Annotated in this window: 11 protein-coding genes; 6 read left to right on the forward strand and 5 right to left on the reverse strand. The window is 55.8% G+C overall.

Annotation, left to right across the window (positions count from 1 at the left end):
- Nucleotides 1-101 precede the first annotated feature (101 nt).
- Nucleotides 102-1,154 (forward strand): class I fructose-bisphosphate aldolase, encoded by a 1,053-nt coding sequence (gene fbaB, locus OGV83_RS12220; RefSeq protein ID WP_012131665.1) that lies wholly within the window; start codon nucleotides 102-104, stop codon nucleotides 1,152-1,154.
- Nucleotides 1,155-1,214: 60 nt separating this feature from the next.
- Here the strand turns inward: fbaB and OGV83_RS12225 are convergent, their stop codons facing one another.
- Together OGV83_RS12225 and OGV83_RS12230 are read right to left on the reverse strand one after the other, a co-directional pair.
- The gene (locus tag OGV83_RS12225; protein ID WP_286463685.1) at nucleotides 1,215-2,822 is read right to left on the reverse strand and encodes an FGGY family pentulose kinase; all 1,608 of its coding nucleotides are present in this window, start codon (nucleotides 2,820-2,822) and stop codon (nucleotides 1,215-1,217) included.
- An 11-nt stretch (nucleotides 2,823-2,833) separates the two neighbouring features.
- The gene (locus tag OGV83_RS12230; RefSeq protein ID WP_165383417.1) at nucleotides 2,834-3,583 is read right to left on the reverse strand and encodes an SDR family oxidoreductase; all 750 of its coding nucleotides are present in this window, start codon (nucleotides 3,581-3,583) and stop codon (nucleotides 2,834-2,836) included.
- A gap of 164 nt (nucleotides 3,584-3,747) precedes the next feature.
- Here OGV83_RS12230 and OGV83_RS12235 point away from each other — a divergent pair, with 164 nt between their 5' ends.
- Nucleotides 3,748-4,779, forward strand: coding sequence for a LacI family DNA-binding transcriptional regulator (locus OGV83_RS12235; RefSeq protein WP_286463687.1), 1,032 nt, complete (start codon nucleotides 3,748-3,750; stop codon nucleotides 4,777-4,779).
- Here OGV83_RS12235 and OGV83_RS12240 read toward each other — a convergent pair.
- Nucleotides 4,776-5,717 carry a sugar-binding transcriptional regulator gene (locus OGV83_RS12240; RefSeq protein WP_012131669.1) on the reverse strand — a complete coding sequence of 314 codons (942 nt, stop codon included), beginning with the start codon at nucleotides 5,715-5,717 and terminating at the stop codon, nucleotides 4,776-4,778. The two genes, OGV83_RS12235 and OGV83_RS12240, sit on opposite strands and share 4 nt — an antisense overlap.
- A 210-nt stretch (nucleotides 5,718-5,927) precedes the next feature.
- Here OGV83_RS12240 and dalD point away from each other — a divergent pair, with 210 nt between their 5' ends.
- The 4 genes from dalD (at nucleotide 5,928) to OGV83_RS12260 (ending at nucleotide 10,824) form a co-directional block, all read left to right on the forward strand.
- On the forward strand, nucleotides 5,928-7,295 hold the full coding sequence (gene dalD / locus OGV83_RS12245; protein WP_286463690.1) for a D-arabinitol 4-dehydrogenase: 1,368 nt from the start codon (nucleotides 5,928-5,930) through the stop codon (nucleotides 7,293-7,295).
- 9 nt (nucleotides 7,296-7,304) lie between these two features.
- Entirely contained in the window at nucleotides 7,305-8,768 is a 1,464-nt protein-coding gene (gene xylB / locus OGV83_RS12250; RefSeq protein ID WP_286463692.1) for a xylulokinase, read from the forward strand.
- A gap of 67 nt (nucleotides 8,769-8,835) precedes the next feature.
- Nucleotides 8,836-10,113 (forward strand): RbtT/DalT/CsbX family MFS transporter, encoded by a 1,278-nt coding sequence (locus tag OGV83_RS12255; protein ID WP_012131672.1) that lies wholly within the window; start codon nucleotides 8,836-8,838, stop codon nucleotides 10,111-10,113.
- Between the two features lie 48 nt (nucleotides 10,114-10,161).
- Nucleotides 10,162-10,824: an HAD family hydrolase gene (locus OGV83_RS12260; RefSeq protein WP_048902422.1), complete on the forward strand. Its 663-nt coding sequence runs from the start codon at nucleotides 10,162-10,164 to the stop codon at nucleotides 10,822-10,824.
- Nucleotides 10,825-10,902: 78 nt separating this feature from the next.
- On the opposite strand, the gene yegS is transcribed toward OGV83_RS12260, so the two are convergent.
- Complete coding sequence (gene yegS, locus OGV83_RS12265) at nucleotides 10,903-11,802, reverse strand: lipid kinase YegS (RefSeq protein ID WP_200029106.1); 900 nt, start codon at nucleotides 11,800-11,802, stop codon at nucleotides 10,903-10,905.
- Between the two features lie 269 nt (nucleotides 11,803-12,071).
- Nucleotides 12,072-13,433, reverse strand: coding sequence for a prephenate-dependent tRNA uridine(34) hydroxylase TrhP (gene trhP, locus OGV83_RS12270; protein WP_012131678.1), 1,362 nt, complete (start codon nucleotides 13,431-13,433; stop codon nucleotides 12,072-12,074).
- Nucleotides 13,434-13,525: the final 92 nt, after the last annotated feature.

Here is a 13,525-nt window from a genome sequence, read left to right on the forward strand (position 1 = left end):
GAAAAAATGGCCGGTCGGTACCAGGCTTATTGCTGCCCGCAAAACGCGGGTCAGGACAATCCACATTCCGGTACTCAATCGGAACTTACGGGAGCATAGCTATGACTGATATTGCGCAGTTGCTTGGCAAAGACGCCGACAGCCTTTTACAGCATCGTTGTATGACCATTCCTTCTGACCAACTTTATTTACCCGGACATGACTACGTAGACCGCGTGATGGTTGATAACAACCGTCCGCCTGCCGTACTGCGTAACATGCAGACGCTGTATAATACCGGACGTCTGGCCGGAACGGGCTACCTCTCCATTCTGCCCGTCGATCAGGGCGTTGAACATTCTGCCGGGGCGTCGTTTGCCGCAAACCCGCTTTATTTTGATCCAAAGAATATCGTCGAACTGGCTATTGAAGCAGGCTGTAACTGCGTGGCCTCGACGTATGGGGTACTGGCATCGGTTTCACGCCGTTACGCGCACCGCATTCCGTTCCTCGTCAAACTGAACCACAACGAGACGTTGAGCTACCCAACGGAGTACGATCAAACGCTCTATGCCAGCGTTGAGCAGGCGTTCAATCTGGGCGCTGTGGCCGTCGGCGCGACCATTTACTTCGGTTCTGAGCAGTCGCGTCGTCAGATTGAAGAGATTTCCGCCGCTTTTGAACGTGCGCATGAGCTGGGGATGGTGACCGTCCTGTGGGCATACTTGCGTAACTCTGCATTTAAAAAAGACGGCGTGGATTACCACGTTTCCGCCGACCTGACCGGGCAGGCTAACCACCTGGCGGCGACGATTGGCGCAGATATCGTCAAACAAAAAATGGCGGAAAATAACGGCGGCTATAAAGCGGTGAATTTCGGTTACACCGACGATCGTGTTTACAGCAAGCTGACCAGCGATAACCCTATCGATCTGGTGCGTTACCAGTTAGCCAACTGCTATATGGGGCGCGCGGGGCTGATTAACTCCGGCGGCGCGGCGGGCGGCGAGACCGATCTCAGCGACGCTGTGCGTACTGCGGTTATCAACAAACGCGCGGGCGGCATGGGCCTGATTCTGGGGCGTAAAGCCTTCAAGAAAACAATGGCGGATGGCGTGAAACTGATTAACGCCGTGCAGGACGTCTACCTGGACAATAAAGTGACGATTGCCTGATGTCACGTATCCCTCCCCAGGTTTCCGGGGAGGGTATTGGTTATCAGGACGGCGCAAAAATCACTCTCTGAGCATTTTCGCCATGTGTTGCAACTGCTTATAGGCCTCGTAACGACGATGATGCAATGGCTGATACGCTGTCTGTGGGTAATAACAGGTATCCACATGCGTAAACTGCTTCATGGCCTCGGCAACCGAGGGGGAAATATTTCCGGCGACGGCGCCAAGGATTGCGGAACCTAATAAAACGGGCTCGCTGCACTGGGTGGTTAATACCGGAAGTCCGCAGGTATCGGCTAATAGTTGCCGCACCAGAGGGTGCTGACCCGCGCCGCCGCTAATCACGATATTTTTATTCCGTACGCCGCAGGCATTCTGCGCATCAATAATTTGCCGCAAACCGTAACCGATACCGCACAGTCCCGCCACATACAACGCCAGTAAATTGTCCAGATCGCGTTCCATACCCAATCCGCAAATAACGGCGCGTGCGTGCGGGTCGGCAAACGGCGCGCGGTTGCCTAAAAACTCCGGTACAACATGAATACCCGCCGCCAGCGTGACGGCGTCCGATGCCTGCGGTGCTTTTTCTGACACCCGATCGGCAAGATAAACCGGCAGCGGTAATCCTGCCTCCTGCGCCAGTTTCCGCGCGTCTTCGGCGGCGGGATGAAACGCCAATAGCTGATCGATAGCCGCGCCCGCGGCGCTTTGCCCTCCCTCAACAAGCCAGAGCCCTGGCACCATCGCGCTGTAATACGGCCCCCAGACGCCGGGAACGAAAATGGGATCGTTCGTTGAGGTCATGGTGCAGGATGAAGTGCCAAACACATATGCCATATTATTGAGGGCGCCGCCTTCAACGCCGACAGTCCCGATGCCGCCCGCATGGGCGTCAATCAGACCCACGGCGACTGGCGTGCCCGCAGGCAGGCCCATCTCCTGCGCCGCCTGCGCGGTTAAGCCGTCGCCACAGGGCGTACCCGGCGGCACGATGCGCTGTCCGATGCGGGCAAACTCGTCATCAGCCAGTTCTGCCAGCCCGATCGTACGGAAATAGTCCGGGTCCCAGCGGTTTTCATGAGCAAGCCAGGTCCATTTGCAGGTGACTGTACAGATGGAGCGGGCAAGGTCGCCGGTGGCGCGCCAGGTCAGGAAGTCTGCAAGGTCGAAAAATTGCCATGCGTTTTCGTACACCTCGCGGCGATTTTCCTTCAGCCATAAAATCTTAGGCGTTTCCATTTCCGGTGAGATTTTCCCGCCGACATAGTTCAGCACCGGATGTTGGCTGGCGTTAATGCGTTCAGCCTGTTCAGTCGCGCGATGGTCCATCCAGACGATGATGTTTTGCGCCGCATCGCCTTCGGCGCTCACGGGGAGCGGCGCGCCGTTTTTATCCAGAACCACCAGCGAGCAGGTGGCGTCGAAACCGATCCCCGCCACGCTTTCCGGCGCCGCGCCGGACTGCCTGAGCGCTTCCCGGATGCAGTGACAAACGGCCTGCCAGATCTCCTGGCTGGACTGCTCCACGCGGCTGCCGCTCCGGTGAGTGGTCGTGATTTTTTGCGTGGCATGAGAGAGCAACGTGCCGCTCAGGTCGAAGATACCTGCGCGGACGCTGCCTGAACCAACATCCACGCCGATAACGGTTTTCTGTAAGCTGTTCATGGCGCTTTTCCTCACAGATCAACGCTGTTGGGGAGGATAACCAGATCGCGAACAGTGACGTTTTTCGAACGAGTGACCATAAACAGCACCGATTCTGCGACTTCGATCGGCTGCATCAGGCTGCCATTTGCCAGCGCTTCTTCCATTTTCGCCTGCGGCCAGTCGTCCAGCAGCGCGGTCACTACCGGCCCCGGCAGCACCGCTCCGACGCGTACGCCATGTTCGGACACCTGACGGCGGGTTGTATGGACAAAGGCCTGAACGGCAAATTTGGAGGCCGTGTAAATAGGTTCCCAGATGACCGGTACAACGCCAGCGATAGAACTGGTGAAAATGATATCGCCGGATTTTTGCGCAATCATATGCGGCAATACGGCGCGGACGCAGCGAAATGCGGCATTGATGTTGAGGTTCAGTACGCGATCCCAGACGTCAGGATCGCCCTCGGCGACCGGCCCGCCAATGTAAGCGCCTGCGTTAGCATGGAAAATATCCAGCCCACCGGCCAGCTCGATAATGCCTGCCAGCATGTTGTCGACCTGCCCGGTATTGAACAAGTCGATTTGCAGCGCAAACGCGTTATCGCCCAGTTCCGCGACGATTTTCTTCAGCTTCTCGCCTTCGCGGTCGATCAGGACCACTTTTGCTCCTGCGGCAAGCAGGGTTTTCGCACATTCAAGGCCGATACCGGAGGCTGCGCCGGTAATGGCTGCAACCTTGCCGTTGAGGGAAGTATTCATGGAGGGGACAGAGTGATTCATTTTATAATCCTTTATGCATAGGTGATTTTTAAGGTGTATTTGCTTCTGCGCGAAGAACGGGGGCGTTCTGACTGGCGTGTGAAGCATATTGCTCAATCGATGAAGCTGATCTAGCACTTGTTTATTTCCTCAGCAAGAGACATTCAAAATGAAGAGGCGATTTTGTGACGCGCGTTGAGAAAACGAAGAAAACAACCATCTACGACCTGGCTGAGTTAACCGGGGTTTCCGCCAGCGCGGTGAGCGCAATTTTGAATGGCAACTGGAAGAAGCGACGCATTAGCGCAAAGCTGGCGGAGAAGGTGACCCGGATTGCTGAAGAGCAGGGATATGCGCTGAACCGACAGGCCAGCCTGCTTCGCAGTAAGAAATCGAATGTCATCGGGATGATTGTCCCGAAATACGACAACCGCTACTTTGGCTCCATTGCTGAAAAGTTTGAAGAGATGGCGCGTGCCAGGGGGCTGCTGCCCATCATTACCTGTACGCGGCGTCAACCGGAGCTGGAGGTTGAAGCGGCGAGGGCGATGCTCTCCTGGCAGGTGGACTGGGTTATCGCCACCGGGGCGACGCACCCGGATAAGATCGCGCAGATGTGTCATCAGGCGGGTGTACCCACGCTGAACCTCGATCTGCCCGGAACGCTGGCGCCGTCGATTATTTCGGATAACTATGCGGGGGCTAAAGCGCTGACGGAAAGCATTCTCGCCAGCAGCCAAAAGCGGTATGGCGTTTTGGCTCCGCTGACGTTTGTGGGGGGGCGAATCACCGACAATAACACCGCCGAACGCTTGCGCGGCTTCCTCGACGCGCATAAAGCGCATGGATTGACGGTACCGGAAACGCAGCAACTGGTTACGGGGTATTCTTCCGCAAGGGTGGAAGGGCTACTGAAATCGGTCTACCCGTCGCCTGATATTCCGCTGCCGGGGCTGTTTGTTAATTCGACAATTTCGCTCGAAGGGGTGGTGCGCTGGCTGGCGCAGAACGGGCAGACGGGAAGCCATCAGCCGCCAATGGGCTGTTTTGACTGGGACCCGTTTGTCTCTCTGCTGGGGCACGATATCGATATGGTGCGCCAGGATGTGCCAGCCATGCTGGACAAAGTGTTTGAGATTGTGGATTCCGGCGACACCACAATACGTCGTATTGAGATCCCGCCGGAATTGATCGCCAGCCAGAACATGGCGCGTTAGCGCGTCAGCAACCAGCGCGCGGTATGTTCATCGGTGACCAGACCGTTGATCCAGCCGCCTTTCAGTGCGGCGAGGATAGCAGGGCGCTTATCTTCACCGCAGGCCGCCGCAATACGCGGACACTGGCTCTGGCGTATATCGTAGCTGGTGATGTAGCGGTTGATGAGGCTATCCACTACGTTGCCGTCTGCGTCAATAAAGCGGCCAAGTATTTCTCCTACGCCGCCGCGCGCGGTCAGTTCGTCCAGTTGCGCCTCATTGATAAAACCGTCTTTGAAAATAGGGCTCTGTTTCCCCAGCGCGCCGATGCCGACAAAAATGACCTCCGACGCTTCGGCGACGGCAGAGACGTTGCGAAACAGACGGCTGGTGCACCACATCTCGTATTCATCACAGGATTGCGCATAGCGTGGCGCGGGCCACTGGTAATATTTGCCCTGAATTTTACGCGCCAGCAACAGTGGGACGTCGTCGTAATAGTTACATTGTCCGTGTTCGTTCATGGCGCTGATCAACGCCACGCAGCGCGTATTGCGACTGTCGAAATCAATGCGTTTGATGGTTTTTTTCAGCGTCAACCCGGAACCAATGCCGACTACCGTCGGTTTGTCGCCCTGTAAGTAGCGGGCCATCAGTTGATAACAGCCAAAGGTTACGCTGTCGAGGGTGCTTTCGCTGCTGTAGGCGGGAACAATATTGCAGTTAATTAACTGATACTTTTCCTGCAAAAGCTGCGCGTAATCGAGGCAGTTCGCGACAGGATGGTGCAGACCAATCGAAACAATGCCTTCCTCTTTCGCCGCAGCGATAAGGCGTTGTACCACCGGTCTTGACGTCCCAAGCTGGCTGGCTATCTCACTTTGGTTTAAACCCGCAATGTAGTACATCCATGCGGCCCGGACTTTCTGATCCAGCCTGATGTCATCTTCTTTGCTCACGTTTCCCTACCTTAAGAGTGGCGTTGGGGGCGTTAATTTCCCTCAACCGATAAGGTCATTCTGGCGGGTGCTCAGGATTGAGGCAAGCTCTTTGCTCTTTTGTGGTCATTTGTAATTTTATAGAGCAATTGATCTTTTGTGATCTATGGCTCTTATTTAATACAAATGATCGACTAGAGTGCAGGCATAACCTCACTGGAGAGCAGAACAATGAACGATCAATACACATGGCTTCATATTGGCTTAGGTTCTTTTCACCGCGCCCATCAGGCGTGGTATCTGCATCGTCTGATCGCTTCCGGCGATACGCGCTGGCACATTGCCGCCGGCAATATTCGCAATGACGCCGAGCACGTTGTGCAGGCGCTGGCGGCGCAAAACGGTCGTTATGTGCTGGAAACGGTCAGCCCGGAGGGCGAACGTGAGTACGAAGAGATCACGTCGATTCAGAAACTGCTGCCGTGGCAGGCGGATTTGCAGCCGCTGATTGCCGAAGGCGCCAGAGCGCAGACCAAAGTGATTGCCTTTACCGTGACGGAAGGGGGCTACTACCTGAACACCAGCCACAAGCTGGAAGTGAATAACCTCGATCTGGCGAGCGATCTCAACGGCGGCTGTAAAACGATTTACGGCGTCATTACCCGCATTCTGGAAGCGCGTATGGCCAATAACGCAGGGCCGCTGACGCTGCTCAACTGCGACAACGTGCGTCACAACGGTGAACGGTTCCACGATGGTCTGGTTGAGTTTTTACAGCTGACCGGCAAACAGGCGGTGATTGACTGGCTTAGCGCCAATGCGACCTGCCCGAATACGATGGTGGACCGCATCACGCCGCGTCCGGCAGCCGATCTTCCGGCGCGTATCAAAGCGCAGACGGGCATTGATGATAAAGCGCCGGTAATGGGCGAAACCTTTATCCAGTGGGTGGTTGAAGATCGTTTCCGCGATGTGCGCCCTGCGCTGGAAAATGTCGGTGTGGAGCTGGTGACGTCTGTTATCCCGTATGAAGAGGCGAAAATCCGCATCCTCAACTCATCACATAGCTGCATTGCGTGGGCGGGTACGTTAATCGGCCAGCAGTATATTCATGAAAGCACCCTGACGGACTTTATCTACCAGATTGCCGACCGCTACGTGACGGAAGACGTGATCCCTTGCCTGGGAGATAACGGCATCGATCTCCCGACCTATCGTGATGTGGTGCTTAAGCGTTTTACCAACCCGCATATTCAGGATACCAACCAGCGCGTTGCCGCCGACGGATTCTCGAAAATCCCGGCGATGATTGCGCCGACGCTGCGCGAGTGCTATCAGCGCGGCGTGCGGCCGAACGCTACCGCTATGCTGCCCGCACTGTTTTACGTCTTTATGGAGCAGTGGCACAAGGGCACGCTGCCTTATGAATACCAGGACGGCATTCTGGATGCGCCAGCGGTACATGCCATGTTTGAATCCGCCGATCCGATCGCGGCGTATGCCAGTGATAAAGCGCTGTTTGGCGACCTGACGGAACGTGATGATTTCGCCGCGCTATTGCGCGAGAAAATCGCCGCTGTTCACACGCTGATTAACTGAGAGGTGGCTATGTATCTGGGTATCGATCTCGGCACATCTGAAGTGAAGGCGCTGGTCATTGATGAAAATAATGACATTGTCGCCACCCATAGCGCGCCGCTGACGATTCAGCGGCCCCATCAACACTGGTCAGAGCAATCACCGGAAGCCTGGTGGGACGCGACGGAGTATCTGATGTCCACCCTGCGGGAGAAATGTGGTCATCACTGGCAGGCGATTAAGGCGATCGGTCTTTCCGGTCAGATGCATGGCGCGGTACTGCTTGATGCCGCCGGGAATGCGATCCGCCCGGCGATTTTGTGGAATGACACCCGTAGCGCCCAGGAGTGTGCGGAGCTGGAAGAAATTGCCCCAGAGCTGCATCAGGTTGCCGGTAACCTGGCGATGCCGGGGTTTACCGCGCCGAAATTGCTGTGGGTGCGTCGCCATGAACCGCAGAATTTTGCCCGCATCGAAACGGTGCTGCTGCCGAAGGATTATCTGCGTTTCAAAATGACGGGTAAAAAAGTCTCCGACATGTCCGATTCAGCAGGGACGCTGTGGCTTGACGTCGAGAAGCGCGACTGGTCGGATGCGCTGCTGGAGAAATGCGGGCTGACGCGAGCCAATATGCCGGAACTGGTGGAAGGCTGCGATATTTCTGCCACGCTCGATCCCGTCGTCGCGCAACGCTGGGGGTTAAACCCTTCGGTGGTGGTCGCCGGGGGCGGCGGAGACAACGCGGTCAGCGCTATTGGCGTTGGCGCGGTATCGCCCGGCGATGCGTTTATTTCACTGGGGACGTCCGGCGTGCTGTTTGTGGTGACGGACGCGTACCGTCCCGCGCCGCAATCCGCAGTACATGCTTTTTGCCACGTCCTGCCGAATTTGTGGCACCAGATGAGCGTAATGCTCAGCGCCGCCAGCTGTCTGCAATGGTTCTGCCGCCTGGTGGGGACAACGGAAACGGAACTGCTGGAAGAAATCGCGCAGTTAAGCGATGCGGAAAAAGCCAGCGCGCCGATGTTCCTGCCGTACCTTTCCGGCGAACGCACGCCGCATAACGATCCTGACGCCCGGGGTATGTTCTGGGGGCTGACGCACTCCAGCCAGCGCGCGCTGATGGGTTATGCGGTTCTGGAAGGCGTCAGTTTCGGCATCGCTGACGGGCTCCGTGTTTTGCAGGAGAGCGGTACAAATATCGAACAATGTTCGCTGGTGGGCGGCGGCGCCCGAAGTCCGTTCTGGGCGCAACTGCTGGCAGATATTCTGGATATGCCCGTGGTGACGCACAAAGGCGGAGAAACCGGCGGCGCGCTGGGCGCGGCGCGACTGGCGTGCCTTGCGGCAGGTAAACCGTTGGCGTCCGTTTGCGAAAAACCGGAAGTCTATAAAACCTGGTATGGCGATCCGGTTCGCCATACGGCGCTGATGCAGCGTTATCAGCAGTTTAACGCACTGTACCGAAACGACCTGAACTATCGAAATCAATAATTTCTATAACAAAAGCCCTCCGGTGAATGTACCGGAGTGGCTCCCTGCACCCTAAAACGAGGTCAATATGTCGTTAACTAACAAACAATGGCTGGGATTACCCTTAAGTCTGGTCTGGGGGTATATCGCCATCGCCGTATTCATGACTGGTGATGGTTTCGAGCTGGCATTTTTGTCGCACTACATCAAAGCGCTGGGCTTTACCCCGGCGGAAGCCTCCTTCGCCTTTACGCTATATGGCCTGGCGGCGGCGCTGTCGGCCTGGGTATCCGGCGTAGTGGCGGAGATCATCACGCCGCAAAAAACCATGATGATCGGCTTTGTGCTGTGGTGCGTATTCCACGTATTGTTCCTCGTTTTTGGGCTGGGTCAGTCCAACTACGCCTTAATTCTGCTGTTTTACGGTATTCGCGGTCTGGCGTATCCGCTGTTCCTTTATGCGTTTATCGTCGCCATTGTGCATAACGTCCGTAGCGACAGCACCAGCGCCGCGCTGGGCTGGTTCTGGGCGGTCTACTCTATTGGGATCGGCGTTTTCGGCAGTTATATCCCGAGTTTTACCATTCCGCATATTGGCGAAATGGGCACCCTGTGGCTGGCGCTGGCGTTCTGCCTGACCGGCGGTGTTATCGCGCTGGTTTCGCTGCGTAAAATTGAAACGCCGCGCCATATGCAAAACCTCACCACCCGTGAAAAGTTCAGCGAACTGGGGCGTGCGGTCACGCTGCTTTACACCAACCGTAGCATTATGTTGTCCAGCATCGTGCGTATTATCAATACGTTATCGCTGTTCGGTTTTGCGGTGGTCATGCCGATGATGTTTGTGGATGAACTGGGCTTCACCACCTCTGAATGGCTACAGGTATGGGCGGCGTTCTTCTTCACAACCATCTTCTCCAACGTCTTTTGGGGCGTACTGGCAGAGAAAATGGGCTGGATGAAGGTTGTCCGCTGGTTTGGCTGCATCGGGATGGCGCTCTCCAGCCTCGCGTTTTATTACATTCCGCAGCACTTTGGCCATAACTTCGCGATGGCGCTGGTTCCGGCAATCGCGCTGGGGATCTTCGTTGCCGCGTTTGTGCCGATGGCCGCCGTCTTTCCTGCGCTTGAGCCAAAACACAAAGGGGCCGCGATTTCGGTCTACAACCTGTCGGCTGGGCTTTCCAACTTCCTCGCCCCGGCGATCGCCGTGGTGTTGTTACCGCACTTCAGCACCATTGGCGTCGTGATTGCGTATACGTTGCTCTATATTGTGGCGTTTATTCTGTGTCCGTTTATTCGTGTTGAACAACCCGGATTCACGCGTCAGGAGGCATGTGAAGGCGAAACGGTCGGTATTTCTTAATGATGTCGGGCCCGGCTGCGCTGCCGGGCCTTTTTAAGGCGGTAAATGATGAAGAGTAAAGCGGTAATTTTCGACATGGATGGCGTCATCATTGACTCCGAAGGGCTGTGGCGTCAGGCGCAAAAAGACGCGCTGGCAGGCTGGGGAGTGACGGTTAATGACGAGGAGTGTGAAACGTTAACCAAAGGGAAGCGACTGGATGAGATTGCCCGCGTCTGGTGCGAATACTGCCCGTTGCAGACAGACCCCGGGGTGCTGGAATCGGCCATTCGCAAACGCATTACCGGACTTATTGCAACGGAAGGCGAAGCGATGGACGGCGTCTACGCGGTATTGCATCATTTTCGCCACAGGGGGTATCGGATTGCGCTGGCTACGTCATCATCCCATCAGGTTATTGAGGCTGTTCTCTCTAAACTTAATCTCCGGGGGCATTTTGACGTCATTTGCAGCGCTGACGATGAACGCTACGGAAAACCGCACCCGGCGGTGTATCTCTCCGCGCTGAAAAAGCTGGGCCTGCCCGCCGCAGAGTGTCTGGTGATTGAAGACAGCCTGAGTGGTTTTCGCGCCGCGCAGGCCGCCGGAATTGATACCATCGTGGTGTCTGACGGCTGCCAGCATCCCTGCTTTAGTGAGGCCATCGGGCGCTACACGTCAATGCCGCAACTCCTGGAGACGCTGGCCCCGCCGGTTCGGGCCGCAGGGTAAATGACCCGTTTGTGAGCGCAGAGGTTCCGGGATGTCGCCGGTCTGATTATCCCTCTCTGCGCTTACTTTCTTTTTTCGTTAGCGCAGTAACGGGCAGTCTGGCGGCAAACGGCAACGCAGCGCGTTGGGAAGTATTTCAATATGAAATTCCTGACCACTGAGCGGCTCGCCATCGAGGTTAAAGGTGATTTCATGCGGAGCCTGAATATCAAACCAGGCGGATGCGCCATCGACAATGTTGGGGTTCTCTTCCGGCTGCGTCAATGTGGAAAACAGCGCCGGAAGCAGCTCCTCCCCGGTGAAGATCCGCAGTTGCAGCAGCCCGTCATTAATGAGTGCGCCAGGGCAGAGCTGTTGTCCGCCACCGGCCTGACGACCATTACCAATGCCAATCACCAGCGCATCGCCCTGCCAGTGAAAATTCTCGCCGCGAATCTCACAGCGATCGGGCTTGAGGGTGTCCATGCGCATCAGCCCATGAATAAAGTAAGAGACGCCGCCCAGCGCGGCCTTGAGTTTTTCCGGCGTTTCGGTGGTGACGCGCGTCCCGAAACCCCCTGTCGCCATATTGATAAAGCAGGTTTTATCGTTGACCTGAGCGATATCGATCGCAACCGCGTTACCGGCAATCGCCAGTTTTAAGGCTTTATCCAGCGCTTCCGGGATGCCTGCGCTGGTGGCGAAGTCATTGGCCGTGCCCAGAGGCAAAATGCCAAGCGCGGGAACGTTGCCGCCCTGACACTGAATCAGCGCGGCGGAAACCTCATTGATGGTGCCGTCGCCGCCGCCCGCAATGACCGTCTCAACGCCAAGCTGTCGGGCTTCATCAACATAACGCTGGGCATCGCCTTTTTCCCAGGTAACCCGGACGTGAATCTCCACGCCCTCATCGCGAAGTAGCCCTATCGCGTCGCGCAGGGGCTGATTATCAGCGCCTTTGCCATTTAAAATCAGTAAGCTGGCGGGAAACGTAGCCATCCTTTGTTTGCCTCTGTCGTTAACCTGTTGAAAGTGTATAGCAGAAAAGGCGCGGAAAGGTCAGAACAGGCTGAAAATAGAAGGTTTGTGCAGCACAAAAAAAATAAGCCTGCGTAAGGGAGATTACGCAGGCTAAGGAGGTGGTTCCTGGTACAGCTAGCATTTATGGGTTATGTTTTTCAGCGCCTCGGATAATACCCGTAATGAACGAGGCGGTATGTGATCGATTTCTAAGAATCTTCCCATAATGAAAAAATAACGTGGATTAACTACTTAGCGTGTGGGTTCCGCGTGGATTCGCCGGAAAAATTACGCATTAACAACGCATAATTCAGATCCATATCCTGCGGCACCGGCATCCAGACGGTGTAGCCATCGCCAGGCGCCACCGGCATTGCTTCACCTTTGGCGTTTTCCATATGCTCCAGAGTGAAGTTGACGTTCCCCTGCGGCGTCATCAGCTCCAGGCTGTCGCCGATGGAGAATTTGTTCTTCACGGCAACGGCGGCAAGGGCGCCTTTACGCTCGCCGGTGAACTCACCCACGAACTGCTGACGTTCAGAAACAGAGTAACCGTACTCGTAATTCTGGTAGTCATCATGCGTGTGACGGCGCAGAAAGCCTTCGGTGTAACCGCGATGCGCCAGGCCTTCCAGCGTTTCCAGCAGTTGCGGATCAAACGGCTTGCCCGCAGCGGCATCGTCGATCGCTTTGCGATAAACCTGAGCGGTACGCGCACAGTAGTAGAAGGATTTGGTACGGCCTTCGATTTTCAGTGAGTGCACGCCCATTTTGGTCAGGCGCTCAACGTGAGCAATGGCGCGCAGATCTTTCGAGTTCATGATGTAGGTGCCGTGTTCATCTTCGAACGCGGTCATGTATTCGCCCGGACGCTGAGCCTCTTCGATCATAAACACTTTGTCGGTTGGTGCGCCGATACCCAGCGTCGGTTCGACGTTCTGTACCGGAATAGGTTCGTATTTATGGACGATGTTGCCTACGACGTCTTCTTTCCCTTCCTGCACGTTATATTCCCAACGGCAGGCGTTGGTGCAGGTTCCCTGGTTCGGATCGCGCTTGTTGATGTAGCCAGAGAGCAGGCAACGACCGGAGTAGGCCATGCACAGCGCGCCGTGTACGAAGATTTCGATCTCCATTTCCGGCACCTGTTGACGAATCTCTTCAATCTCTTCCAGCGACAGTTCGCGGGAAAGAATAACGCGGGTCAGCCCCATCTGGTTCCAGAACTTCACCGTTGCCCAGTTTACGGCGTTGGCCTGCACCGAAAGGTGAATCGGCATCTCCGGGAAGTTTTCACGCACCAGCATGATAAGCCCGGGATCGGACATGATCAGCGCATCCGGCCCCATTTCCACAACCGGTTTAAGATCGCGAATAAAGGTTTTCAGTTTCGCGTTATGCGGCGCAATGTTCACGACCACATAGAATTTTTTGCCAAGCGCGTGGGCTTCGTTAATGCCGAGCTGCAAATTCTCGTGGTTAAATTCGTTGTTGCGCACGCGCAGGGAGTAACGCGGTTGGCCCGCATACACGGCATCTGCGCCATAAGCGAAAGCGTAACGCATATTTTTCAGCGTTCCCGCCGGGGAAAGGAGTTCCGGTTTAAACATAATTTTCTCGTTCTGATGACAGGTCAGATCCGCTTCACTGAATGAGGCGGTTAGGGGAGTGCCCCTACGTTAAGGGCGGGCATTGTAGCGCT

It is taken from the genome of Citrobacter sp. CK189 (genome assembly GCF_030333505.1).
In the GTDB taxonomy this organism is placed as follows: Bacteria; Pseudomonadota; Gammaproteobacteria; order Enterobacterales; family Enterobacteriaceae; genus Citrobacter_B; species Citrobacter_B koseri.

Excerpts from the sequence above, each read along its gene's own strand:
- yegS (WP_200029106.1), bottom strand. The coding sequence starts at position 11,802 with ATGGCTACGTTTCCCGCCAGCTTACTGATTTTAAATGGCAAAGGCGCT.
- xylB (WP_286463692.1), top strand. The coding sequence starts at position 7,305 with ATGTATCTGGGTATCGATCTCGGCACATCTGAAGTGAAGGCGCTGGTC.
- fbaB (WP_012131665.1), top strand. The coding sequence starts at position 102 with ATGACTGATATTGCGCAGTTGCTTGGCAAAGACGCCGACAGCCTTTTA.
- OGV83_RS12230 (WP_165383417.1), bottom strand. The coding sequence starts at position 3,583 with ATGAATCACTCTGTCCCCTCCATGAATACTTCCCTCAACGGCAAGGTT.
- OGV83_RS12255 (WP_012131672.1), top strand. The coding sequence starts at position 8,836 with ATGTCGTTAACTAACAAACAATGGCTGGGATTACCCTTAAGTCTGGTC.
- OGV83_RS12225 (WP_286463685.1), bottom strand. The coding sequence starts at position 2,822 with ATGAACAGCTTACAGAAAACCGTTATCGGCGTGGATGTTGGTTCAGGC.
- dalD (WP_286463690.1), top strand. The coding sequence starts at position 5,928 with ATGAACGATCAATACACATGGCTTCATATTGGCTTAGGTTCTTTTCAC.
- OGV83_RS12260 (WP_048902422.1), top strand. The coding sequence starts at position 10,162 with ATGAAGAGTAAAGCGGTAATTTTCGACATGGATGGCGTCATCATTGAC.
- trhP (WP_012131678.1), bottom strand. The coding sequence starts at position 13,433 with ATGTTTAAACCGGAACTCCTTTCCCCGGCGGGAACGCTGAAAAATATG.